Raw genomic sequence first — 24,030 nt, forward strand, 5'->3', positions numbered from 1 at the left:
CTTTAGCGCTAAAGCGCAACAACCTACAAAGAAATACTTAAATTAATACAATAAATTTGCTGACAGAATGTATCGCGATTACAAGCCAAAATTTAAGGATTGCTTTCGCATCGAAACTGAAAGAACAGAAGGAGTTTTCCTTTTGTCTGAAAGGAATGGGGCTGTACAGAGCGACCCTATCTACGCCCAATTAGCTCCGCTGTTGGATGGCAATCATAGCATTGATGAAATTGTCAATCAATTGCAAGAGCGCCTTCCAGCAGCTTATATTTACTATGGGCTAAGTCAGCTAAAGAATCAGGGTTATCTGAGCAACGGTGATGAGCTACTGCCACCATGGTTACAGATTTTTTGCGACCAACTGAATATTAGCGTGGAAGCCACACGCGATCGCCTACAGACAACCAAAGTCGCAGTGAGGGCGATCGGTTCTATTTCTGCTGCTCAATTGATTGAAACTCTAGAATCGCACCAAATCCAGGTCAGCGAGGATGCCGATTTGGAGGTCGTTCTGTGCGATGATTACCTGCAACTCGATCTACCCGCGCTCAATCAGCTTGCCTTACAAAAATCGCGTCCCTGGTTACTTGTCAAACCGATTGGCACAATTATCTGGCTGGGCCCGCTGTTCTCTCCCAGAAAAACAGGCTGTTGGGAGTGTTTGGCGCAACGCTTGCGATGCAATCGACCCATTGAAGGGTATCTGAAGAGACGCACGAACGATACAGCACCACTGACGCCACCCCTAGCGAAAATACCTGGTGTCTTGCAAACGGCTTTGGGGATGACAGCTATTGAAGTCTTAAAATGGATCGTTCAGAATCGGGAAAATAAACGATTGGAAGGCGTATTAATTACTCACGATACTTTGACTGTAGAAACTCAAAGCCATATTCTCACCAAGCGTCCTCAATGCCCAATTTGTGGATTGAGCAAAAGCCAGAATAGTGCAAAACCACTGCCATTAATTCTCGGTAGTCGTAAGAAAACATTTACTGCTGAAGGCGGACACCGTTGCAGTTCCCCTGAAGCCACCCTCAGTAAATACCAGCATCACATTAGTCCCATCACGGGGGTTATTCGAGAATTACAAAAGTTACCCGATCGCCTAGATGGTTTCCATAATTATGTAGCCAAACATCATTTTATCTCCATGTTTGAGGACTTGAGAGCATTGGCTCAAAACATTGGCGGTAGAAGTGGAGGAAAGGGAAGAACGGATATTCAGGCGCGAGTTAGCGGTTTTGGGGAAGCTATAGAGAGATATTCTGGCGTCTTCCAGGGAGATGAAATCAGAATTAAAGAAACTTATCAGCAACTCGGCGATCGCGCAATTCATCCTAACGCTTGTATGAATTTCAGCCAATCCCAATATAGCGAGCGCCAAAAGTGGAATGCTAGCTGTCAAAGCCTTTCTCAAAAAGTCCCAGAACCTTTTGATGAAACCAACGCGATCGAGTGGACGCCTGTTTGGTCTTTGACTCAGCAGGAATTCAAGTATCTCCCCACTGCTTACTGTTACTTTGGCTATCCCAAACCAGAAAAACCTGACTGTTGGGCAGATACTAACGGGTGTGCAGCGGGTAATACCTTGGAAGAGGCGATATTACAAGGTTTTATGGAATTGGTCGAACGAGATAGCGTGGCGCTGTGGTGGTACAACCGAATTCAAAGGCCAGAGGTGGATTTGGAGAGTTTTGATGAACCTTATTTTTGCTCTCTGCAAAAGTCTTACCAGTCCATCCATCGGGAACTGTGGGTTTTGGATCTTACCAGCGATCTAAATATTCCCACCTTTGTTGCCGTTAGTCGATGTGGCGATCGCGACTCGGAAGATATTCTGTTAGGATTTGGTTCTCATTTCGATCCCAAACTTGCTGTTAGTAGAGCCCTGACAGAAATCAATCAAATTTTGGGTGTTGTGTTACCCACTAACGCCGATGGTAAAACCCAGTACGCCTCCTCAGCGGAACCCTCAGTATTAAACTGGTGGCAAACTGCAACGCTACAGAATCAGCCCTATTTAGTTTCCGACAAAAGTAGTAGCGCTAAAGTTTATTCCGATTACGCTCAAAACTGGAGTGACGACCTACTAGAAGACATCAAGCGCTGCCAACAAATCGTAGAACAAAAGGGAATGGAAATGTTAGTCCTGGACCAAACTCGTCCTGATATTGGTTTGAAGGTCGTGAAGGTTATTGTGCCTGGAATGCGGCACTTTTGGAAGCGTTTAGGAGCAGGACGACTCTATGATGTACCCGTACAAATGGGGTGGTTAAAAGAGTCGATGTCAGAAGATAATTTCAATCCAATCCCTATGTGGTTATAATTTTCCCTCTTTTTTTCCCCTTAAAAAATGTTCAAAGGCTATAAAATTATCGATGCCGACGCTCACGTTTACGAACCCCATAGCATTTGGGAAGAATATCTCGAACCAGCTTTCAAGCACTTTGCTCCTTCGCCAGACTTGAAAATTCAAGGAGAACCGATTATTAATAAGTTCTCCGAGCAATATCTACGTCAATGGGCAAAACCGTTTTTGGAAGTCGAACCCCTAGCTGGTGCTGACCCGCAAATTCAGGTGCAAGCGATGATGGAGATGGGGGTTGATGTGGCATTTATTTATCCCACATCTCTTTTATTTATCACTGCGGTGAATACGATGGCACCTCAATTGGTGGGTGCTTTTGTGAGGGCTTATAATAATTGGCTGCGAGATTTTTGTAGCTTTAATCCCCAAATACTCAAAGGTGTCGGCAGCATTAATCTTCACGATCCAGAAGAAATGGTGCCAGAATTGCTCCGCATCGTTAATTTTGGCTGGAAAGCAGTCTTTTTGCGTCCCAACCCTGTCAAGGGACGAATTTTGAGCGATCGCGCCTACGAGCCATTTTGGACGAAGTGTGAGGAATTGGCGATCGCCGTAGGCATTCACGAGGGAACTCCCAGCCGTCTGCCTACTGCCGGGGCCGATCGCTTTAATACTCGCTTTGCCTTACGTGCCTGTTCCCATCCGATGGAACAAATGATGGCTCTGCTAACATTGATTGAAGGTGGCGTACTCGAACGCCATCCCCAACTCAAAGTTGGCTTTTTGGAGTCAGGGTGCGGGTGGTTGCCCTACTGGTTGTGGCGGCTCGATCGAGAATACGAGAGTTCGCGCTGGGAAGTGGCCGATAATGTGAAGATGAAGCCCTCGGAGTATTTTCGCCGTCAGTGTTTTGTTTCTATGGAGCCTTCGGAGCCACACTTATCTCAAGTTATTGAGTATATCGGCTGCGATAACATCCTCTTTGGTTCTGATTATCCTCATGGAGAATACGAATCGGATATTGTCGAGCAAGTAGTTGCTCTTGAGGGGCAACTGCCCCAGGGAACTGTAGAAAAAATTTTGTGGGAAAATCCGGCTCGTTTCTACGGCGTCAGTTGAATGGCACCGAGATAAACATCAGCGTTTACTGTTCGATCTCACAATTGTAGGTTAGGTTGAGCGAAACCCCATCTACAATTTTGCTTAATTCCTGAAAGCCTTGATTCGACCCAATTCTTCCCCTAGCCCCTAGCTATAATATGTTCAACGAACCGTTTCCCGTTCCAGAAGTCGATGAGCGTTTACTGTTCGATGTAAGTTGCTCTAGAATCATCGGGCCAGTAATAACATTAGCGCAAGAAATCAATCTATTCAAGCTGATAGACGAAGCACCACAAACAATTGAAGATGCTGCCAAACACCTCAAAATTACACCTATAATCTCTGAAGCTTTCATGGCAGTTCTGGCTGCATTTGGATTACTAGAAAGACAGAAAGATGGACGGTTTTGCCTGACACAAGTGGCAAAAACCTACATGATTCCAGATAGCCCATTTTACTATACGGGGTTTTGCCCTCCCCATGAATGGTATCTGGATCTGCTTCGCATGAAATTAATCGGTGGCGCTCAACCACCAATGCCGATGGCGGTGGCGATGAATCAGCACAAAATTGAGACGGTGCACAGCTTCATTGAGCGGATGCACATGATGATACTGCCAACCGCAGGAAACTTAGCCAAACAACCTGTTTTCGGTCAAATATCGCATCTTCTTGATGTGGGAGGTGGTTCGGGAGCGCCGGCGATCGCGATCGCAGCATTTAATCCGCAGATTCAATGCACGGTTATGGATCTTGAGCCTGTATGCGAGATTGCCCAAAAAAACATTGCCAAATATGGCTTAGAAAAACAGATTACTACCGTTGGGCGAGATATGTTTGAAGATGCGTGGCCTGGAGAACCTGATGGTATTCTATTTGGCAATGTTTTTCATGATTGGGATTTAGAACATTGCTATTTGTTAGCTCGACGAGCATTCGATGTACTTCAATCTGGCGGCAAAGTATTGTTGCATGAAATGCCTTTAAATGACACAAAAGATGGGCCGCTCACAGTCGCCTGTTTGTCAGCCATATTACTGATGTATGAGAAAGGCAAGCAGTATACTTTAAAGGAAATAGAAGAAATCTTATTGTCAGTAGGGTTTATTGATTTTCAGTCAATACCAACTCATACTTATTATCATCTAGTTAGTGCTAGTAAACCATAACTTCGGGTTCTTTATTCATTTTATGACATAAAAAATATGAAAGTTTTTTCTAATTACGAAATTACCGCCCAAATTTTTGAAAGCTCGAATTCGCTAGTTTATCGAGCAAACCGCCGCTCTGACAATCAACCTGTTATTCTCAAGGTTCTCAAGGAAGATTATCCTACCCCTGCGGAGCTAACCAGATATAAGCAAGAGTATGAAATTACTGGTTATCTGAATATAGATGGAGTGATTAGAGCTTATGATTTGCAAAAATATCAGAATACACTAGCAATAGTTTTAGAAGACTTTGGAGGTGAATCTTTAGACATTATCCTCAGAGATAGAAAACTTAGCTTGCCTGAATTTCTTTCTATTGGTATTAAAATAACCAAGACTTTAGGTGAAATCCATGCTGTTAATGTTATCCACAAAGATATCAATCCTGCCAATATTGTTTGGAATTTTAAAACAGATATCCTGAAAATTATTGATTTTGGCATTTCTACACTATTTACACGGGAAAATCCGATAATTAAAAACCCAAATATTCTCGAAGGCACACTGGCTTATATCTCACCCGAACAAACAGGCAGGATGAATCGCGCCCTCGACTACACTACAGACTTTTACTCTCTGGGCGCGACATTTTATCGAATACTAACTGGTTATTTACCTTTTGATACAAGCGATCCTTTGGAATTAGTACACTGCCACATTGCCAAACAGCCTCTACCGCCTCACGAACTCGATCCCAATATACCCAAAGTTGTTTCTAACCTGATTGTGAAATTGTTAGCCAAAACAGCGGAGGAACGTTACCAGAGTGCCTTTGGCATCGCTGCTGATCTGGAAGAATGCCTCAGACACTTTCAGAGTTGCGGAGAAATTGCAGATTTTCCGCTAGCACAACAAGATTTTTCTGACAGGTTAATTATACCGCAGAAACTTTACGGTAGAGATCTAGAAATTGAGACATTATTATCACTTTTTGCGCGGATTGCCTCAGAAAATAACTCAGAAGAACCGACACGAAAGTGCGTTGAGATGCTTCTCGTTTCCGGCTATTCTGGCATCGGTAAGTCTGTGCTGGTACAGGAGCTCTACAAGCCCATTACAGCTCGGCGAGGCTATTTTATTTCTGGTAAGTTCGAGCAGTTCCAGCGCAATATACCCTATTCGGCAATTGCTGCTGCTTTTCGCTCTCTCATACAGCAAATTTTAGCGGAAGATGAAGCACAGCTATTAGAATGGCGTGAAAAACTACTGGCAGCATTTGGCTCTAACGGTAAAGCCATCGTTGACGTGATTCCTGAAGTAGAACTAATAGTTGGGCCTCAACCTCCCATTCAACAACTGGAGCCGATGGAGGCGCAAAATCGGTTTAACTTGGTGTTTCAAAAATTTGTTCGGGTGTTTTGCCAAAGCTCACATCCACTGGTAATTTTTTTGGATGACTTACAGTGGGCAGACGCAGCTAGTTTAAAGTCTATCGAATTAATGTTGACTGACGAGCAGATGAAATATTTGCTCCTGATTGGTGCTTATCGAGACAATGAAGTTAGCCCCACCCACCCTTCAATCTTAACCCTCAATCGTTTAGAAAAAGAGGGAGTAATTCTCAATAGGATAACATTAGCCCCCTTAGCTGCTCCTCACATCGCTCAATTGATTGCCGATACTCTCCACAGCAATCTAGAATTGGTCGAGCCGCTAGCTGAGTTAATTTATCGCAAAACATCAGGTAATCCTTTCTTCGTCAATGAATTTCTCAAAACTATATATCAACAAAATTTATTAAAGTTCGATTGGCAACAGCGTTGTTGGATCTGGGATATCCCGCAAATCGATGCTTTAGGTATCACAGAAAATGTGGTGGATTTGCTGATAGACAAATTAAAAAAACTACCGAATGCGTCTCAGCAAGCGTTGCTTCTGGCTGCTTGTATCGGGAATAGGTTCGATCTGAAAACGCTCTCTATAGTCTGGGAAAAATCCCTGACAGATATATTTGTAGATTTACTACCTGCTATCCAGTCCGGGCTGATTCAACCGAATTCATCGCTAGAAACAACCTCAAATAATCCCATCGATTCCTCTTTGATTATCCTGAATTATAAGTTTCAACACGATCGCGTCCAGCAAGCAGCCTATGCCTCGATCGATGAAGATCGCAAGCAAAGCGTTCATCTTAAAATTGGCAGGCTGTTACTTGCAAACACGCTATCAGATAAATTAGAAGGTAATATTTTTGCTATAGTCGATAATCTGAATAAAGGAAAAAACTTGCTCAAAAGCAAGGCAGAAAAAGTGCAGTTGAGTCAATTGAATCTCAAGGCAGGTAAAAAAGCCAAAGAATCTACTGCATATACGGCTGCTAGAGAATATTTCAGATCGGCTAATGAAATTTTCCCAGGAAATATGTGGAAACGGAAAAATAATTATAAAAATGCTATCGATTTATATAAAAACCTAGCCCAAGTTGAATATCTCAACAGCAACTTCCAAGAGTCAGAATTGCTAATAGAATTCGCTATTGATAAAGCAAATTCAGCAATCGAGCGAGCAGAGTTCTATTATTTGCTAATCGAATTATATACCATGCAGGGTAAATACTTGGAAGCGATTGAGGTTGGTCGAACAGCTTTAGGGCAATTGGGGATCGACTTTCCCGATCGCGACTTTAACAAAGCTGTTGAAGCTGAATTAGGTAAGTTTAGCGAAATTTTAGGAAAACGAGAAGTTGCTTCGCTGATTGACAATCCACAAATGGAAGACCCCATCCAGCAGATGGCCTTAGAGCTACTGATAAAAATGCAACCCCCAGCCTACTTAGGCGCTCCAGAACTTTCCGGTGTCGTAATGAGTAAATCTGCCAATCTGAGCGTTGAATACGGCCATACATCCAAATCGGCAATTAGCTACAGTATATTTGGTGCATTGCAGACAATATTAGGAAACTCTCAGTTAAGTTACGAACTCACCCTGCTAGGATATCAGTTAAGTAAGAAATTTGATGATTTATACTCGATAAGCCAAACAGCTAACGTACTTGCCAATTTTTCTTTGTCATGGGTTAAGCATATCAACCAAACTGAAAATATTAACGCAGAATCAATTGAAGCTGGTTTACAGTCGGGTATGCTTCAATATGCTGGCTTTAGCATGACTCATACTTTATTAAATGGAATTTACCAAGGCAAAAATCTATCTTTACTTCCTCAAGAGGCATCTGATATTCTCCCTTTCTGTCAAAAGACCCAAAACCAATGGTCTGTTGATTCCACCTTGGGACAGAAAATAATCTTACAAAACCTGCTCGGAGAAACGCAAGATCGGCTTGATTTTAGCTGCGATGAGATTCAGGAATCCGAGTATCTAAATCAAGAGGAAGTTAGCCGATCACCAAACGCAATCTGCTATTATTACATTTTCAAGGCTCAAGTTCTATATTTATATGGCGAGTGGCAACTAGCGTTAGCATCCATAGCCAAGGCGCAGGAACTGTTAGGGTTTATTTCCGGCACTATCCAAGCTTCTACTTACAACTTTTACAATTCCCTGATTTTAGCTGCCCTCCATCCTTCTGTCTCTCCAGAAGAGCAACAAGAATATTGTACTCAAATCGAAGCTAATCAAGCGCAAATGAAAAACTGGGCAAATAATTGCCCGGAAAATTTTCTGCATAAGTATCTTTTAGTCGCCGCAGAAATGACCAGAATATCGGGTAAGTGGTATGAAGCGATCGATTTATACGATCGAGCAATTAAATTGGCTAAAGAAAATGAGTTTATTCAGGATGAAGCACTCGCCAACGAACTAGCCGCCAAGTTTTGGTTTGCCCAAGAAAAATCTGACTTCGCCCAAATTTATTTAAAAAAAGCATACCAAGGTTATCAAATTTGGGGAGCAAAACGCAAAGTAGAAGATTTAGATGAAAAATATCTCCAGTGGCTTGGTTCAACCAAAACAGATACTCAAAATACCAAGAATCCGATTACCACAACTGGTAGCAATTCCGGCGAAGCGCTAGATTTTGCCGCAGTAATGAAAGCATCCCAAGCTATTTCCGGTGAAATCGTTCTAGAACAATTGTTAAACCAGGTGATGAAAACTGTAATTGAAAACGCAGGCGCTCAAAAAGGTTTTCTGATTCTGGATAAAGGCGGGAATTGGGCAATTGAAGCCGAAGCAGCCGTAGAATGCGAGCTCATTACCATTATGCAATCCATTCCCGTAGATTCTGTAGATCCTGCAACTGGAATTCCCCTGCTATCAACCGCCATAGTTAACTACGTCGCTCGCAGCCACGAAAATGTAGTATTAAATAACGCCACCGATGAAGGACTATTTACTGGGGATTCTTACATTACCGCTACTGGGCCCAAATCGATCCTCTGCACCCCCCTACTCAATCAAGGCAAACTAGGTGGAATTCTCTATCTAGAAAATAATCTGGCGATCGGCGCATTTACCTCGGAAAGAGTGGAAACTTTAAAAATCATTGCGGCTCAAGCTGCGATCTCGATTGAAAATGCAAGTCTCTATGAAAAATTAGAAGATTACAACCGAACTTTAGAGCAAAAAGTAGAAGATAGAACCGCACAATTAGCCCAAGCTAATGCAGAAATATTGGTTTTGAACGATCGGCTAAAAGTAGAAAACCTTCGCATGAGTGCCGAACTAGACGTAACCCGCCGCCTGCAACAAATGATTTTGCCTCAACAGCAGGAATTAGAGTCAATTGAAGGACTAGAAATTGCTGCATTTATGGAGCCGGCTGATGAAGTTGGCGGCGACTACTACGACGTACTAAATTACGGCGGTAAAGCCACAATTGGCATCGGTGACGTGACAGGACACGGTTTAGAAAGCGGTGTGTTAATGATTATGGCACAAACAGCAATTCGCACTTTGTTGGTTCACAATGAAACCGACCCAGTTAAATTATTGCAGACAGTCAACCAAACGCTTTTTGACAACGTAGAGCGCATCAATTGCGGTAAAAGTATGAGCCTTTCTTTGTTGGAATATCGGGGGGAAAACATCCTGCGTTTGAGCGGACAGCACGAAGAGGTGATTGTCGTGCGTGACTGTGGCGAAGTAGAGCGAATTGATACCATGGAGTTAGGCTTTCCCATCGCCTTGGAACCAGATATTGCCGATTTCATTACTACTACGGAAATACAGTTAAATTCGGGGGATGTGGTCGTACTCTATACTGATGGAATTACCGAAGCTTTTGATATGAATCAAGCTCAATACGGTATCGAGCCATTGATTGAAGTTGTTGCCCTTAACAGGGGACAGTCAGCAGCAGAAATCAAGCAAGCTGTTATTGACGACGTGCGGCGATACATTGGGGAGCAAAAAGTATTTGATGACATTACTTTGGTAGTAATCAAACAGAAGTAAGTATGGGAAAATTTAGTTGGGGAATGATACCGAGGACACGGCACTGCCTTTCGTCGTGTCAACTTAAGCTTTTAGTTTATCAGTCCTCCCGCCTACCCGGCAGTCCGCCAGGGGTTGAAACCCCTGTCTAATAGCTAAAGTCCTCTGAAGAGGACTCATGAGTTTAAAAAATTTTCTTCTCAGTCCTCTTGACAGGAATATTAGCTTGGAGGCCGGGAATTCATTCCCTGTCGGACTGTCGGGCTACCTGTTTAACGTTAAGTTGACACCAATTGGCACTCCCGGTGTCTCTACGGTCAAATAATCAAGAACACTTAATGAGAGATGTAATTCTCACCCGATTAATTGTAGGCAAATGGCATTGCCGTGTCCTGATTGGGGGTAATATTAATTCCGATGCAAGCGGATTTGATATAACTACTCATATTGTAAGCATTTTTGCTTGACCAGCCCTAGAACTTACCAATGAATAGTATAACCTAAGTTGGGCGATCGCCAATAGTTTACAAACCGGATATCGGCACAAAATCGTAACCGTAACTGGTACGATTTCCCGGTTTAACAGTTACTAATTGAACTGCTCGATTGCGATCACCCGAAGGTAAAAACCGAATCGGGCCGGATGCTCCATTTGCGGAAAAATCTGACGCTGATAAAGCTTGTTGAATGCCTGTACGAGTCGGATTGCGCCCCAAACCGGCAATTAACGCGATCGCCGCATCGTAGGCTAAAGCTGTGCGCCAACTTACTTCAGCATTCCAAAGTTGTTTGGATGTTTGCGGAAAGTTTGACTGCGGATCTGCGAGAATGTGCCAAGGAACAGCTAGCACCATATCTGTTGCTGCTGCGCCACCGATTTGCAGTGTTTTAGCAGTATAAGCATCGTCTCCTGCTAGTAACGGCAGCCGTTTGGCGTTTACTTGCACTACTTGCAAAGCTTGGTCGAGCGTGGCTGAATTGGATGCTAACATAATCACTTCTGCTCCTTGGGCGATCGCACTTTTAACGCTCTCGGCAGCATTAAAATTGCCCTTAGCAAAGTCAAATTCTGATACGATTTGTCCTTCATCTCCGTAAAGAGCAGTAGTGAATTCATCTTTTAAAGATTTGCTGTAACTGCTGGCAGAATTGAAAAATACGGCAGCTTTTTGCTTTTGCAATTTTCTCACCATATAGCGGGAAAGAGCATTAGCCGCAAACCGATCGCTCGGCACAGTCCGAAATATATTGTTGCCAACTCCTGAGAGCTGCACAGACGTACTTGTGGGAGAAATTGCTACTAATCGTTTTTGCTGGTAAATCTTGCTCGCTGCTAGGGTCGTATCTGAACCAAAATGCCCGATTACTCCTAAAATTTCCGAGTTATTTGCTAAAGCACTGGCAATTTGTGCCGCCATTTCTGGCTTGTTGTCATCGTTAGCAATTAGCACTTTTAATGGAGTACCGCTAATGCCACCACTTTGGTTGATTTCATTTTGAGCTTGAGCTACCCCCCGCAGAATTTCTAGAGCAGCATTGATATCGCCGCCAATGGGAACTGCTGCTGCAATTGTGTAGGATTTTTGAGATCCGATGCGGGCGTTGTTGAGGTAAATTAGTGCTTCGGGATCGTTGCGATTGGTTTTCAGCGAAGCTTGTAAGTTGGAAATAGCTGCGTTATAGTTGCCAGATGCGATCGCCTGTACTGCTGCTTGTTTGGTTGTTGTGGCTTGCTCTGGAAGTAACAGTTTTTCGCCAGCACTCAGACGCTGCCCAATTGCCTGCTCTGATTGCGGCGAATTCCCCGTCGCAGAGTTGGGAAAAGTCGGATTTTGGGGTGATAAACCCCCGACATTGATGCTGCCTCGGCTTGTCAGCCACCAAATACCTGCACCGGCTAGCCCGATCGTAATTAGGAGCGATAATACCAGAACAGCGGTTTCATTTTTTTGGGACATGGCTGCAGAATTTTAGATTTTAGGTTTTAGATTCAACGACTTAGGAAGTTCGGCAACGAGCAATGTATGGGATGTAAAGCATTTAATAACAAGTTCTCTTTCATTTAATAATTTATGTAGCAATTATGCTAATTCTCATACTTGAGATAGATGATTGTGGGCTGACATATACCTATATTTTAGCAGTTGTTAATTTATTTGATCTGGATATTATAGAATCTAGCTGTGTAGCAGCTTAGATCCCGCTGAGGTTGACTGTGATACCTGGGGATTGTCCCGTCTCTGAGGGTTTGGCTCCTTTACCGTATTTGGCGCTGCTGGGGGTGGGAGCCATTTCTGGTGTGATTTCTGGTGCTGTTTCAGGCACCGCGTCTCCTAAGTCTGCGATCGGTGGAATGCGATCGCTTGCAGCCAACTAGGGCCAACAGGGAATCTGGCATTTCTCTTGTTTTTTTCCATCCTTGAACAGCTTGCTCGCCGCTACGAAGCCTGGAGTAAAGAGTCGCTGGCTTATAACTTGCTTAACTTGTTGACAGCAGTTTTATCTGCAGTCATACTTCACTACTAGGGTAGAACAATCAGCTCAATATAGTTTGCTGAGAATCCTACTTTATAGGTTTTTTTATGTTGTTTAGCTTTTTGTAAACATTTTTGAGTCCCTCTTATCACAATCATCACCTAAATTATTTTTCTTAATTATATCTTTATTTTCCCGGGGAGTCTCGACAGCGGGGGAGTTTTTAATTATCCAGGGGCGGGGAAAGATTAAAGTTTTTTTAAGTTTGACAAAATAAAGGACATCTTTTGTAATATAAAGAAGAAAGTTGAAAAAATTATAAAGACAAACTAATTGGATAAAAGTGTCGCTAAGGTAGTAAAAATGACGGTTGGTCAGAGAAAAAGAGTGTTAAGCTAGGCTAAGCTCAGTCAAAGCAAAACCTCGATATTTAATTAAGTTCGATCGATAACAAAGGCTAAGGTAAATTCCATGGCAAACTCAGTTTTAAATCAGCCAAACGCAGCAGCAGGAGTGCAGTGGCAGCCAAAAGATATTATCCGCGGCCTAGTGTGGAAAATTGCGATCGCAACCTGGCTGTTAATGGCTGTAGGCAGCGCCACGCGAGTCATGAATGCGGGGCTCGCTTGCCCCGACTGGCCACTGTGCTACGGTCAATTAATACCTGCAGCGCAAATGAATTTGCAGGTATTTCTGGAGTGGTTCCACCGGTTGGACGCAGCGGCAATTGGCTTAAGCGCGATCGCACTTTTAGGACTATCTTTGTTTTACCGCAGCCGCCTGCCAAAATGGCTGCCTTGGGCGAGCGCCGGAGCACTATTTTTAATCGTTTTTCAGGGCGTATTGGGCGGCTTGACAGTAACACAACTGCTGAGATTTGACATCGTTACTGCTCACTTGGGAACAGCTTTACTATTTTTTGGCGCCCTGCTAGTCATCGGTTTCATGCTGACTCCCTACGAAGCTACAGGAAATGTCGGCAAATTAGCTTGGGTAAGTTCGATCGCAGCATTATTAGTTTACCTGCAAAGTTTGCTAGGAGCATTAGTAGGCTCTAGATGGGCACTGCACCAATGTTTGGATTCCTCAGAATTGTGCTCGGTAATGAACAGCCACATCGCCGGTATCGTACCCGCTACCGCAGCGACTTTAGCCGTAGCAGTCATGGCTTGGCGGCAGCCTGCACTGAGTCCAAACTTGCGAAAACTGGCTCATTGGGCGAGTGTTTGCCTAATTGCTCAATTAGTTTTAGGATTAGCAACTTTCCGGCTGCACCTTCAGGTAGAACCGCTGACAGTCGCCCACCAAGCAGTCGGTGCTGCTTTGCTGGGAACCCTGATAGCTTTTAGTGTTTTAGCTTGGCGCGATCGAGTTTTATCAGCTTGAGAGTAAGAAGCGGCGGGTTTATTAATCCTTGTAGCTACACCAAATATTTCTCGTAAAACTCGCCCCTACAACCTAATGACTAATGACGAATTCACAAATAATTACTAACAGCTTACAACCGATGCAAGAAATCCTTACCAACGACAGGCCCCGCCTCCACGAAAACTTTTCGCAAGTTGTGAAAAGTTACTATCAACTAACAAAACCCAGAATTATTTTACTGCTACTAATCACTACCTCAGCAGGAATGTGGATGGCCGCCAAAGGAGAGGTAGATCCGCTATTACTGGTATCAACTATTACTGGAGGTGCTTTAGCTTCTGCGTCGGCGAATACGATTAATTGTGTCTACGACAGCGACATCGATTATATTATGGAGCGCACCCGGTGGCGGCCGATTCCTTCGGGGCGTGTCAAGAAGCGCGATGCTTTGATATTTGCGATCGCCCTAGCTACAATATCTTTTACATTGCTGACAGTTGTTGCCAACTTATTAGCTGCATTGCTAGCAATGTCAGGCATCGTTTTCTACGTCTTAATTTACACCCATTGGCTGAAGCGTCACAGCGTGCAAAACATCGTCATCGGCGGTGCAGCAGGGGCAATTCCTCCGCTAGTTGGGTGGGCTGCCGTTACAGGAGATTTGAGTTGGGGTGCGTGGCTGCTGTTTGGCATTATCTTCCTCTGGACACCGCCGCATTTTTGGGCATTAGCAATGATGATTCGTGACGAATACAAGGAAGTAGGCGTCCCGATGTTACCTGTAATTGAGGGCGACGAAGCCACCGCCCGCCAAATTTGGATTTACACGCTATTGATGATTCCTGCCACTTTGCTGCTAGTTTATCCCCTAAATTTAGCGGGTGCGGTGTATGCGGGGACAGCTATTTTCCTCGGTGCTATTTTTGCCCAAAAAGCTTGGTTGCTGTTGCAGACTCCAGAGGATAAGATTGTGGCGCGATCGCTCTTTAAATACTCTATTCTGTACTTGATGCTATTGTGCGCTGGAATAGTGGTTGACAGTTTGCCTGTGACTCATAATTTCACTACTGCTCTTGTAGAAAATGTGCAAACTTTGATTAGTGCAGTTGTAATGTAGTAATGAGTTAAATTGACATTCTTAAAATGAAGCCCGCCTCTAGCGGGTTTTGTTTGTTTATGGTAAAATAGGGCTCGCCATTCGGGAGCATCTCATATTTGTAAAAACACTTCTTCTGCCTCTTTCCTCCTGTCTCCTGCCTCCAATTTCTAGCTGGGCTGCTTTCATTGAGATGCTCCCTCCCCAAATTCCGGGGATGAATTGCCAACTACAGAGACAATTGTCTCTCTTTCCGATCGCGCTCAAATCTGAGGCTAAAGCTCCGTGCCTAAAGGCCAGAGTAAGCTAACTTTAGGGAATGGGATACAACCATTTGCGAAATAATTGTGTTAAGCGTGGCATGACCAAATAGGTGAGCAATATAACAGTGAGACCTGTGATCGTCAGAGATGTGAGCAAGGCAGGAAGCCCTGATAGTAGCGGTACCAGCAAACGATTGAGAATAGAAATGGTAACAAACACTCCCAACCATGTAACTAACGCCATTTTGTAGCGAGGGGGTGGAGCCTTCATCGATTTATTGGGCAGCGTAAACCATGTTTCCAATCCGGTCAGGGTTTGAATATCTTCTGGCTTTTCAATCAAGGGCTGCAATCGCTCAATCCACTCTCGCCGAATATCAGATTCAAGCCAGGTCTTAAGATTGTCGTAGCAATCGAACTTGAGAATGACCACATACTCAGGATGAGCGTGATGCTGGGGTCGAATAGTGCTGACACCCAGATGTCCCTTGAATTTTCGTGCATCTGCGGCGATGCCATGAAACCATGCTTCGTAACCTTCGTCGCGCCCCGGTTTCACTACATGAGAGATCACAGCGGTGACTAGATAGTTGTCTTCACTGGTATTGCTTGCCAACGGTTCTTCCAACATAGAATTTAGATAATTAACTAAGAGAAAATTTTTATTCTGAACAACTACCCTAGAGACACCAAATTGCTCGGCAATTTTCGCCAGCAATTCTTGAAACAGAAGCGAAATTAACGAATGCGATAGCGAAGGTTGGGCATGAGATGAAATGACTAGAAAAATACTTACAATCTTTGACGTAAGAGCTATTAAAAACACCCTATACGTGACTTACAACCAAGTAGTTGTCACCGCTACGTTCCACCTAAAATTCATAACCTAACGATGACAATATTAACTCCGTTACACAGGAGATAAATAAAGTAGGCGCTTTCTCACTACTTATTGGGAGATCCAGCATTTGCGTTTGCTGCATAGCTGGTCATCAGATTTTTGTAGTCAGGAATAAACTCTGCTAATAGACTACCCAGTCCTTCAATATCGTTGCGCCAGTCACGGTGCAATTCACACACAACGCTAAACCAATTCACCAACTGAACTCCAGCACGAGACATTCGATCCCAAGCTGCATAGCGACAGGCTTCATCGAAGGTTCCAGAGGCATCGGTGACAACAAAAACCTCATAACCTGCCTCCAATGCCGAAAGCGCACAAAAAGTAACACATACATCCGTGACAATTCCGGCAATAATCAATTGCTTTTTACCTGTTGCTTCTACTGCTTTAACAAAGTCCTCGTTGTCCCAAGCGTTGATTTGTCCGGGACGCGGAATAAAGGGAGCATCTGGAAATTTCTCCTTCAGTTCAGGGATGAGGACTCCATTGGGGCCTTGCTCAAAGCTAGTTGTCAAAATTGTAGGCAGGTTGAAAAATTTGGCTGCGCTTGCCAGCGCCAGCACATTATTTTTGAAGTCGGCGGCACCAATATCACGCACAAGTGAGAACAGTCCAGTTTGATGATCGACCAGCAGAACCGCAGCATTATTCTTGTCTAAACGGTTGTATTTGAATGTAGACATCAGGTATTTCTCCTATTTGGGTTATGGGTTAATGAGGAATTGCCGAATGGAGTCAAGAATCAGAAAGCCTTGAGTTGTACCAATTAAATGTGCTTCCTTACTAAAAGCGAAACGTCTATTTTTTCTAAATGGCTTATGGCGTAACCTGTTGCGGCATGAACTCAGTTTGCAAAATCTTACCAAATTTCACCACTCAAGATCGGCAAGTTAAGCGCTGAGTTAACGCGATCGCCCTAATCTCGACACACGTTACACCAACGCCCCTAACGCTTTCAATGTCGATTTTTGAGTGATCGTCAATCCAGTTGCCCCTTGAATATTCATGCCTTCATACCGCCGATCGCCCATCAACGTCCTAACACAGCCCCCAGTTGCGACATCCCACAGCTTAATCGTGCGAATGATAAATTAGGTCTTTTGGGCAATGATATAAACATGATTTTCAGGATACTGGTCATATTCGAGATGGCGGCAGGTGCAATGATGCTCAACCAGGATTTGCAGAAAAGTATCTACACCCAAAGTGCTGTAATCAAAATCTTGACCTTGAAATGCTCCCGAAACCTCGCTGCTTGTATGTCCGCCGCCACAAGTGAACAGGATGACTCCATTGGGTTCAAGCGCATCGCATAGCTTTTGTATCACAGGCGCTTGCTGGTTGATTGGCAGATGAAACGTGCTATCCCACGCTGCAATCAGGCTGTAAAGTTTCGGCGGCAGCCAATCACAAATGTCTTCCCGGTAAAACGTGATTTCTGGATGTAGACGCTGGGCTAAATCGATCATTTCCCTAGAAATATCAAGTCCTTCAGGCTGAAATCCATGCTTGGATAAGCTTTTGATAAAACGTCCGCTGCTTCCACACCCGACATCAAGTGCTGCGTGCTGCTTAGAAGTAAATTTGATCGCCCTTTCTAATTGGGCAATCCCGTAGGTTGAATCTTGATGCTCAGTTTGCCACCATTGGGCAATTCGGTCGTAGCGGGTCGATGTATCATTTGGCTCCATAGAGTGACCTCATAAGTGTCGATCGACATTTTCAGGACAATTAAAATCTTTCTCCACGCTAAGCACAGATTACACCCAGGCCCCTAACGCTTTCGCTAGTCCTAAACAAGTAATGATTGTCTAATGACTTTGAAAATGACAAGGTTTTTCTCACCAAGCGAGAAACACGCTACCGTAACGTGTTGTAAAACCGCTAAATGTAACTTTTCTTACCACTCTCTTTCCCGACCCCCTGATGTGGATTGCGGGCGTACCACTGCCCCATATGCTGCCTAGAAATCAGTGTAAGCAACCGCACACTGGCGGTAAATCGGAGGCAATGAATGCTACAATTGCGCTTGCTGCCGCTTCATGCCGTGCGTCAATACAAACACCGACAATTTCACGGGTATCTGCATCACGAACTAACCAGACCCACTAATTGTTTCCTTTATTGTTCACACTTATACCACAACTTATCACACGCTGATCCTTAACCTCCCTTTTTTTTGGCTGTCGCTGGGACTTGGTGTGACACTAAGAGCATATTTCTCATTGACTTCGGGAAAGTAGCCATTGCTCAAACACCTGCACCGCACGGGCAATGCCCGCCAGGGAAATGCGTTCCACCAACAAGTGGTCAATCAATTGCCGGGTTGCTCGATGGATCACCTTTTTCTGAGGATGCAAGAGCAAATTGCCGCCCAAAATCATGACACTTAAATCGCTGTTTACCGTTGTGGATGCGGCCATTTTTGACACTTCGGGAAAAGGCCCAGGTTGGACAGGCAGGGATGAGGAGACGACAAGGAAATAAACTTTACTCCTATATCATTACATCTTTAACACTACCAAATTTTTCAATGTTTTAATTTCTGACTGTCAGTGGGAAATTGGGGATTTCGATTGCCTATTGTGGCAGAGGACGGTGCACAGGGGGAACGCATTTTATTGAAGACTGTTCACCATCGGTGAGTATAGTTTGAGATAAATTTACCATTGTTAGAAGTTACAGACACTCTTGGTAAGGATGTTTTAGAGAAAATGGTAACTGATTAATGGTGGTTGTTACTAGCTGCATAGTTTTAGATAAGAAAAAGCTGAAAATCACTGTTTACACCTTGTATAGTAGTCAGCAATGAGTAAAGTGTGAGAATTTAATTGGCTGAAGCAGCGAGAATATTAGTCAAATACTCATCATCCTATCCCGCTCTAAGTCGCTTATTTTATGCTTTTCTTTTGAGGTGTTTTATTGATTCAAAAGATTGAGCGAGAGGTGGGTAATCATAGCAAAGTTTTGCGGAGCGTTATTTTTTATAATCCCCTAATAATCTTCACAAAAACCACATTTAATACCCAAAATCCAGCCAGAAAAAATTTTTATATTAGTTTTTTCAAAATAATTAGTAATCGGGAGTCATATCTGCAGAAAGTGGCTTATATCATATTTTTGGACTCCAGCACATCTCCCTGGAAAAAATGTGGGAAATAGCACAAGTTTTGAATTTTCTCACCAAACTTTACATTATTGCCTATCTTCCGCCTCTATACCCTAATTTCATCCAGTAAAAATCAGCTTCTCGAAATCAAACTGGATACCTGTTTCTACATACCGACTTAAGCTTTAGTCAGAAGCAAAAATATTGAGTTAGAAACAGACCAGCCGCCGGATTTCGGTGTAGAGTCAGACTACACAAATTATTCTATAAATAGGTTCACAATCTATTCTTCCCGTAGCGTTGCCTAACTTTGAAGATAGTGCGGGCAAACCTTATAACTATATCAGCTTGTAGAGATAAAATACGATCGTGCTGCTCAAAGTTTAGCTTTTCTATTCTTGCCGCTCACAGAAGTACCTGGATTTATTGAACAAAGCAGGGCGATCGGACAAAGAGCAGCCGTCAGTTGATTTCGGACAATAATTACAGAAACTTTGTCAAATAGCGAGGAATAGAAGATGCACATTAGATACGCATAAACTCTATATTGAGCGTGTATATGGCGCACACTTTTGCTATAACTAGCGGGTCACACTCTAGAAAAAATATATCATCATTATTTCTTTCTCATCCTTCTCTGGGAACCTTTTTTAGACAGTCGCTTAATTTCTGTTTCGCCTCCCGCAAATTCTACTTCTTCTCCAAATTCTAAAGATTCTAAAGTCACACTTTTAACATCGCTTTCGGTCATTTTTTCCTTTTCATCAATTCCTTCAGAATCCGGTATATTTTTTATTAACTGCACGTCCAAACCGGAAGTTTGAATCGGAAATTGTGCAATTTCTTGACTAATTTCAGCTTCTCCCATCCCCTGCTCAATTTGCGCCGCCGGTAAATCTTCCTCGATAGCAGGAAAGTTATCAATTTCTTGACTAATTTCAGTTTCTCTGATTTCCTTTTCTATTAACTGCATGGATAACTGCTGCTTTTCCCTTGACAATTCCTCAACCTTAGTTCCAAGCATTCTAATCTGTTCGTTGAGAACGCGAATTTCTCGATTTTGCTGCTGCATCATTTCTTCTGCATCAGCAATAGTTCGATTTCTCTCTAATATTACCTCATTTTTAGTTTCTAATTCCAAAGCGCTCATAGCAGCTTTAATTACATTATAAAAATGCGGCTTAGATACATCAACTTGTTTAGCATTATGGCGGCTTTTCCCCAAAAGTCCAATCTTTTCTCCTTGCTTAACAGCCAAAACAAAACCTTGATGATTTTTTATTTTTAATTCTTTGACAAAATCTACTTGAACTAAACTGCAAATATATTTGTGACAGTCAAAATAAAATTCTGCTTTCATCAAAAAGCACCCCGTTCTGCTATAGTCCCGCAGAATTATAGCACGAACAGAGTTTTTGCGGAAAATAAAAAGAAATAAATAATCGATAGCCCATTTTGGTCAAAACTAAATTTCCTCATCAACAACATCTTCCGGCAACTCTACTACACCCGCAATCAACTTCCAACAAGGATCATCTCCCTGCCAATCATCGGGCCGCCAAGGCATACTCAAACTCACTGTTGCCAAACAAGCTTTTTGCGGTCGATACCCCAATTCTAAATTTCTAATAAACACCGGATCGGTAATTGTTGCAGTCAATGTTTGACCAGGCTGCGTGACAATAGATCCCTTCCATTTATTACCACCTTCCTTTCTTTTAATTGGCTCGTTTACCGTAAATCTTACTGCTTTGACTAATTGCAAAGTTAGGCGATCACACATTGGCAAAGACTGCATATATTCCACCGTAACATATGGCAAATGGTTGTGCAAAATATATTCTTGACTATTGCAATATTTCAGCAAATATGCTGGCAGAACCTTCCCTACTTGCCGCCATTCTCCCGGTAAAACAGAAAGATTTTCACACGCAAAGCCAAAGTCCGGTCCCGTCGGTGCCAGAGGAATTTCTAGAACATCTAACAACGCGGGTTCAAATCGGTTTATCTGCAGCATTTCTTTAGGGATTTTACCATCTGGTAAGTCGGAAACAGGACGCACCCACTTACCTTGAAGTTCATTAATTCCGGCGATGCACCTGTCGCCGTGTTTCCAGGAATTAGCGAGACAAATTATCCGAGTCATTCGATTTTATATTTTATATTTTATATTCATCCCACAATAATCTAATTTTTTCAATAAATCAAAGATGATTAATTGTGACATTTTTCCACTTCTCGCTGAGATATTCAGCAACTAAGCGGCGGTGACAATTATGAGCTTTTGGTTCGCTACAAAGCAGACACCCGCCGTCTAAAATATCTGATGAAATCTTGTGTTCAATTTGTCTGTCGCCCATTAACTCCAAAAACTTCTGTTCATAAACATCCCAATCTCCCTTTTTCTTTTTATAATCATCCAAAATATCTGGAGTCGGCGCTAAATCCAGAAGGTGAACGTACTCAATATTGCCAATTGTTCGCAAAAAATACTCTAAATCTTTCCGCTTAGCAAAACCCGCCAACTGCGACATATTATTCAGCCGCGTATCTATCACCCTGCGGACTCCCGCTTTCATCAAAGTATCAAAAAACTGCTCGGCGCTTTTTTGAGTAAAACCAATTGTAAATAAATTAATTGCTTTCTTTGCTGACATAAGCGATTTCCAATCCGTGACGATAATAAGCTGTTTCTAAATCAACTATTTCCTGTTTAACTTGAGGCTCTAATTCAAACAAGCTTAGCTGAATTGGCTCATTATTTTTTTTTCCTTTGTTAAACTTGCTCAAAAGTCTTTCTTCTAAATGCTGGTGCGATTCTAAATTGCCATTTGACAGAATGTGATTAATTTGTAAATTAAATTCTCTGACTTTGTGGCAGACTAAAATAGTCCGATGACAAGTAATCGGGTCTTTTTCCGCACACATTAAACTTATTTTATAATTGGCTGCGCTTTTGAGCAAGCGCTGAATTCCTTGGGAAAATAGAGAAGTTGCTGCTATGCGATCATATAAAGCTTTACCGCTAGTATCGTAACAGCTTAAATCTTCGGGTCTGGCGCCCAACTCTTTGCCTAAAAAAATATATTGAATACCGGCTCTTGACAGAGAAACTGTAATTTCCGATTTATTAAAGTGAGGTAAATAGCGGCTAAACGGATGCGACCGTACGTCCGCAACCGCCGTAATTTCGTGTTGTTGAAGTAGCAAAACAAACGCTTCAATACTCAGATTGGAGTGTCCGATCGTAAATAATTCCATTGCTTCGATCTTAGTATGCAGTCTTTGCTTTGCAGATGAAAGTTTGGGCAGCCCAGTTCTCGCAATTGGTAGACTTCAAGCTGTAGGTTTCTTTAGCAACTTTTGAATTACAATTTGCACAGCCAGCAGCATCAAACCCAAAGATGCAAAAGCAAAAACGCCCGCACCCAAAGCCACAATTCCCATTACTAAAGTTCGTACAGCCGCGCCAATATTAATCGCAGTCACATTGTCAGAATGAATGGGCGCATTTGCAAAAGTTTGGACGATCGACAAAGTTAGCGCGTACAAAGCCGCCGAAAACCCGCCCGCGATCAGCGAACCAATCACGCACCGCAAAATCGTCGGCGGCGTGGAAGATGCAGAGGTTGCATCTCCAGCCGAACTCAGAGGTTTAGAAGTAGAATTTGGATTAGTTAAATCAGTCATGGCGATTTTAGATTTTAGATTTTAGATTTTAGATTTCTGGTTAATTTACCAAAACTAAAATCGGTGTTGCATGACATATTATCAGTTCTTCGATCCCAATAGACTCTGCGAAAAGTTAGATTCATCTTGACCCTCGGCTGTTAGACAGGTTTAACGGGCAATGGCGATCGCACCCTCTTCGAGTTACACCCTCGAAATCGGCTGTTTCGTCTCGTTTCCCTCCGAAAAAATCCGAATCCCACTATTGCTAAACTGTGCTACCCAAAAATCCAAATCTGGAGAAGCGATCGCACTTTTAACCCGTTCCAAAACCTGCTGAGCCTGCTCTGAAGACTCCGCCAGCGCAAACACGCTCGGCCCGGAACCCGACATCATCGTTCCCAAAGCCCCCGCCGACTCAAAAGCCTGCCGCAACTGCAACACCTGCGGGTACACAGGTAAAGCAACTTTTTCTAAATCGTTGTGCAGCAATTGACCAATTTTCGATCGATCTTTTTGGGCGATCGCCCCCACCATCGGCCCCGAATGTAGCCGTTCCCGGCGGCACTCCAAATCTTCCGCTGCACAATACGAACTACTGAACTGCTGGCGATAAGTTTGATACGCCCATGCCGTAGAAATACTGAGATTGCGGTACTTCGCCAACACCACAGAAAAGCCAGCCAAATCAGGCAATGGCGACAGTTTATCCCCACGACCAGTTGCCAAAGCCGTACCTCCAGTAATGCAAAAAGGCACATCCGAACCCAAAGTTCCCCCCAACTCTTGCAACTCCGACTGAGTAAGTCCCAATTGCCACAGCAAATCCATCCCGACTAAAACCGCAGCCGCATTTGCCGAACCGCCGGCAAGCCCAGCCGCCACTGGAATCTGCTTGTGAATGGCAATCTCGACACCGCCGTATTTCGCCAAAGCATCGGGGAATTGCTTCGCCAACAAATCCGCCGCCCGGTAGGCCAGGTTATTCTTATCAGGAGGGACTTGCGGGTGATCGCAGCGCACGCGAATCGTATCCGTACCAATCGCGCGCAAGTCAATTCGATCGGCTAAATCTATGCTTTGAAGTACCATCGCCAGTTCGTGATATCCGTCGGGGCGATCGCCTATGATTTCCAAATACAGATTGATTTTTGCTGAAGCTAACAGAGAATATGAACGCATAGGTGAT

Annotated in this window: 18 protein-coding genes; 6 read left to right on the forward strand and 12 right to left on the reverse strand. The window is 43.4% G+C overall.

Going from position 1 to position 24,030, the window contains the following annotated elements; translation table 11 throughout:
* The first annotated feature begins 67 nt into the window (after positions 1 to 67).
* The 4 genes from QUA27_RS08870 to QUA27_RS08885 all read left to right on the forward strand — a co-directional run bounded on the left by QUA27_RS08870 (position 68) and on the right by QUA27_RS08885 (position 9,978).
* Positions 68 to 2,329 (forward strand): TOMM precursor leader peptide-binding protein, encoded by a 2,262-nt coding sequence (locus QUA27_RS08870; RefSeq protein WP_333067492.1) that lies wholly within the window; start codon positions 68 to 70, stop codon positions 2,327 to 2,329.
* A 27-nt stretch (positions 2,330 to 2,356) separates the two neighbouring features.
* The gene (locus QUA27_RS08875) at positions 2,357 to 3,430 is read left to right on the forward strand and encodes an amidohydrolase family protein (protein WP_333067493.1); all 1,074 of its coding nucleotides are present in this window, start codon (positions 2,357 to 2,359) and stop codon (positions 3,428 to 3,430) included.
* A gap of 140 nt (positions 3,431 to 3,570) precedes the next feature.
* Entirely contained in the window at positions 3,571 to 4,581 is a 1,011-nt protein-coding gene (locus QUA27_RS08880; RefSeq protein WP_333067494.1) for a methyltransferase, read from the forward strand.
* A gap of 36 nt (positions 4,582 to 4,617) precedes the next feature.
* Positions 4,618 to 9,978, forward strand: coding sequence for an AAA family ATPase (locus tag QUA27_RS08885; protein ID WP_333067495.1), 5,361 nt, complete (start codon positions 4,618 to 4,620; stop codon positions 9,976 to 9,978).
* A gap of 503 nt (positions 9,979 to 10,481) precedes the next feature.
* Here the strand turns inward: QUA27_RS08885 and QUA27_RS08890 are convergent.
* Together QUA27_RS08890 and QUA27_RS08895 are read right to left on the reverse strand one after the other, a co-directional pair.
* A complete protein-coding gene (locus QUA27_RS08890; protein WP_333067496.1) occupies positions 10,482 to 11,915 on the reverse strand; it encodes an ABC transporter substrate-binding protein in 1,434 nt (477 codons plus the stop codon).
* A gap of 235 nt (positions 11,916 to 12,150) precedes the next feature.
* On the reverse strand, positions 12,151 to 12,330 hold the full coding sequence (locus QUA27_RS08895) for a hypothetical protein (RefSeq protein WP_333067497.1): 180 nt from the start codon (positions 12,328 to 12,330) through the stop codon (positions 12,151 to 12,153).
* A 573-nt stretch (positions 12,331 to 12,903) separates the two neighbouring features.
* Here QUA27_RS08895 and QUA27_RS08900 point away from each other — a divergent pair.
* Positions 12,904 to 13,818, forward strand: a complete 915-nt coding sequence (locus QUA27_RS08900) for a COX15/CtaA family protein (RefSeq protein ID WP_333067498.1) — start codon at positions 12,904 to 12,906, stop codon at positions 13,816 to 13,818.
* 121 nt (positions 13,819 to 13,939) lie between these two features.
* The gene (locus QUA27_RS08905) at positions 13,940 to 14,917 is read left to right on the forward strand and encodes a heme o synthase (protein ID WP_333067572.1); all 978 of its coding nucleotides are present in this window, start codon (positions 13,940 to 13,942) and stop codon (positions 14,915 to 14,917) included.
* A 291-nt stretch (positions 14,918 to 15,208) separates the two neighbouring features.
* Here the strand turns inward: QUA27_RS08905 and QUA27_RS08910 are convergent, their stop codons facing one another.
* From QUA27_RS08910 to ispE, 10 genes are all read right to left on the reverse strand, one after another.
* Positions 15,209 to 15,790: a putative antibiotic biosynthesis monooxygenase gene (locus tag QUA27_RS08910; protein ID WP_333067499.1), complete on the reverse strand. Its 582-nt coding sequence runs from the start codon at positions 15,788 to 15,790 to the stop codon at positions 15,209 to 15,211.
* Positions 15,791 to 16,104: 314 nt separating this feature from the next.
* Positions 16,105 to 16,746 carry an isochorismate family cysteine hydrolase YcaC gene (gene ycaC / locus QUA27_RS08915; protein WP_333067500.1) on the reverse strand — a complete coding sequence of 214 codons (642 nt, stop codon included), beginning with the start codon at positions 16,744 to 16,746 and terminating at the stop codon, positions 16,105 to 16,107.
* Between the two features lie 408 nt (positions 16,747 to 17,154).
* On the reverse strand, positions 17,155 to 17,754 hold the full coding sequence (locus QUA27_RS08920; RefSeq protein ID WP_333067501.1) for a class I SAM-dependent methyltransferase: 600 nt from the start codon (positions 17,752 to 17,754) through the stop codon (positions 17,155 to 17,157).
* A gap of 619 nt (positions 17,755 to 18,373) precedes the next feature.
* Positions 18,374 to 18,529 (reverse strand): IS1/IS1595 family N-terminal zinc-binding domain-containing protein, encoded by a 156-nt coding sequence (locus QUA27_RS27355; RefSeq protein WP_445251487.1) that lies wholly within the window; start codon positions 18,527 to 18,529, stop codon positions 18,374 to 18,376.
* A 1,259-nt stretch (positions 18,530 to 19,788) separates the two neighbouring features.
* Positions 19,789 to 20,532, reverse strand: coding sequence for a hypothetical protein (locus tag QUA27_RS08930; RefSeq protein WP_333067502.1), 744 nt, complete (start codon positions 20,530 to 20,532; stop codon positions 19,789 to 19,791).
* 105 nt (positions 20,533 to 20,637) lie between these two features.
* The gene (locus tag QUA27_RS08935) at positions 20,638 to 21,318 is read right to left on the reverse strand and encodes a dual OB domain-containing protein (protein WP_333067504.1); all 681 of its coding nucleotides are present in this window, start codon (positions 21,316 to 21,318) and stop codon (positions 20,638 to 20,640) included.
* 58 nt (positions 21,319 to 21,376) lie between these two features.
* Positions 21,377 to 21,829 carry a DUF488 domain-containing protein gene (locus QUA27_RS08940; protein WP_333067505.1) on the reverse strand — a complete coding sequence of 151 codons (453 nt, stop codon included), beginning with the start codon at positions 21,827 to 21,829 and terminating at the stop codon, positions 21,377 to 21,379.
* Complete coding sequence (locus QUA27_RS08945; RefSeq protein WP_333067506.1) at positions 21,807 to 22,433, reverse strand: DUF488 domain-containing protein; 627 nt, start codon at positions 22,431 to 22,433, stop codon at positions 21,807 to 21,809. Before QUA27_RS08945 ends, QUA27_RS08940 begins: the two co-directional genes overlap by 23 nt.
* 75 nt (positions 22,434 to 22,508) lie before the next feature.
* Entirely contained in the window at positions 22,509 to 22,862 is a 354-nt protein-coding gene (locus QUA27_RS08950) for a DUF3082 domain-containing protein (protein ID WP_333067507.1), read from the reverse strand.
* A 183-nt stretch (positions 22,863 to 23,045) separates the two neighbouring features.
* The gene (gene ispE, locus QUA27_RS08955; RefSeq protein ID WP_333067508.1) at positions 23,046 to 24,023 is read right to left on the reverse strand and encodes a 4-(cytidine 5'-diphospho)-2-C-methyl-D-erythritol kinase; all 978 of its coding nucleotides are present in this window, start codon (positions 24,021 to 24,023) and stop codon (positions 23,046 to 23,048) included.
* Positions 24,024 to 24,030 lie beyond the last annotated feature (7 nt).

It is taken from the genome of Microcoleus harperi Pol14_C6 (assembly GCF_036701295.1).
GTDB lineage: Bacteria > Cyanobacteriota > Cyanobacteriia > Cyanobacteriales > Microcoleaceae > Microcoleus.

Coding starts and splice junctions, on each gene's coding strand:
- QUA27_RS08870 (WP_333067492.1), top strand. CDS start 68: ATGTATCGCGATTACAAGCCAAAATTTAAGGATTGCTTTCGCATCGAA.
- QUA27_RS08875 (WP_333067493.1), top strand. CDS start 2,357: ATGTTCAAAGGCTATAAAATTATCGATGCCGACGCTCACGTTTACGAA.
- QUA27_RS08880 (WP_333067494.1), top strand. CDS start 3,571: ATGTTCAACGAACCGTTTCCCGTTCCAGAAGTCGATGAGCGTTTACTG.
- QUA27_RS08885 (WP_333067495.1), top strand. CDS start 4,618: ATGAAAGTTTTTTCTAATTACGAAATTACCGCCCAAATTTTTGAAAGC.
- QUA27_RS08890 (WP_333067496.1), bottom strand. CDS start 11,915: ATGTCCCAAAAAAATGAAACCGCTGTTCTGGTATTATCGCTCCTAATT.
- QUA27_RS08900 (WP_333067498.1), top strand. CDS start 12,904: ATGGCAAACTCAGTTTTAAATCAGCCAAACGCAGCAGCAGGAGTGCAG.
- QUA27_RS08905 (WP_333067572.1), top strand. CDS start 13,940: ATGCAAGAAATCCTTACCAACGACAGGCCCCGCCTCCACGAAAACTTT.
- QUA27_RS08910 (WP_333067499.1), bottom strand. CDS start 15,790: ATGTTGGAAGAACCGTTGGCAAGCAATACCAGTGAAGACAACTATCTA.
- ycaC (WP_333067500.1), bottom strand. CDS start 16,746: ATGTCTACATTCAAATACAACCGTTTAGACAAGAATAATGCTGCGGTT.
- QUA27_RS08920 (WP_333067501.1), bottom strand. CDS start 17,754: ATGGAGCCAAATGATACATCGACCCGCTACGACCGAATTGCCCAATGG.
- QUA27_RS08930 (WP_333067502.1), bottom strand. CDS start 20,532: ATGAAAGCAGAATTTTATTTTGACTGTCACAAATATATTTGCAGTTTA.
- QUA27_RS08935 (WP_333067504.1), bottom strand. CDS start 21,318: ATGACTCGGATAATTTGTCTCGCTAATTCCTGGAAACACGGCGACAGG.
- QUA27_RS08940 (WP_333067505.1), bottom strand. CDS start 21,829: ATGTCAGCAAAGAAAGCAATTAATTTATTTACAATTGGTTTTACTCAA.
- QUA27_RS08945 (WP_333067506.1), bottom strand. CDS start 22,433: ATGGAATTATTTACGATCGGACACTCCAATCTGAGTATTGAAGCGTTT.
- QUA27_RS08950 (WP_333067507.1), bottom strand. CDS start 22,862: ATGACTGATTTAACTAATCCAAATTCTACTTCTAAACCTCTGAGTTCG.
- ispE (WP_333067508.1), bottom strand. CDS start 24,023: ATGCGTTCATATTCTCTGTTAGCTTCAGCAAAAATCAATCTGTATTTG.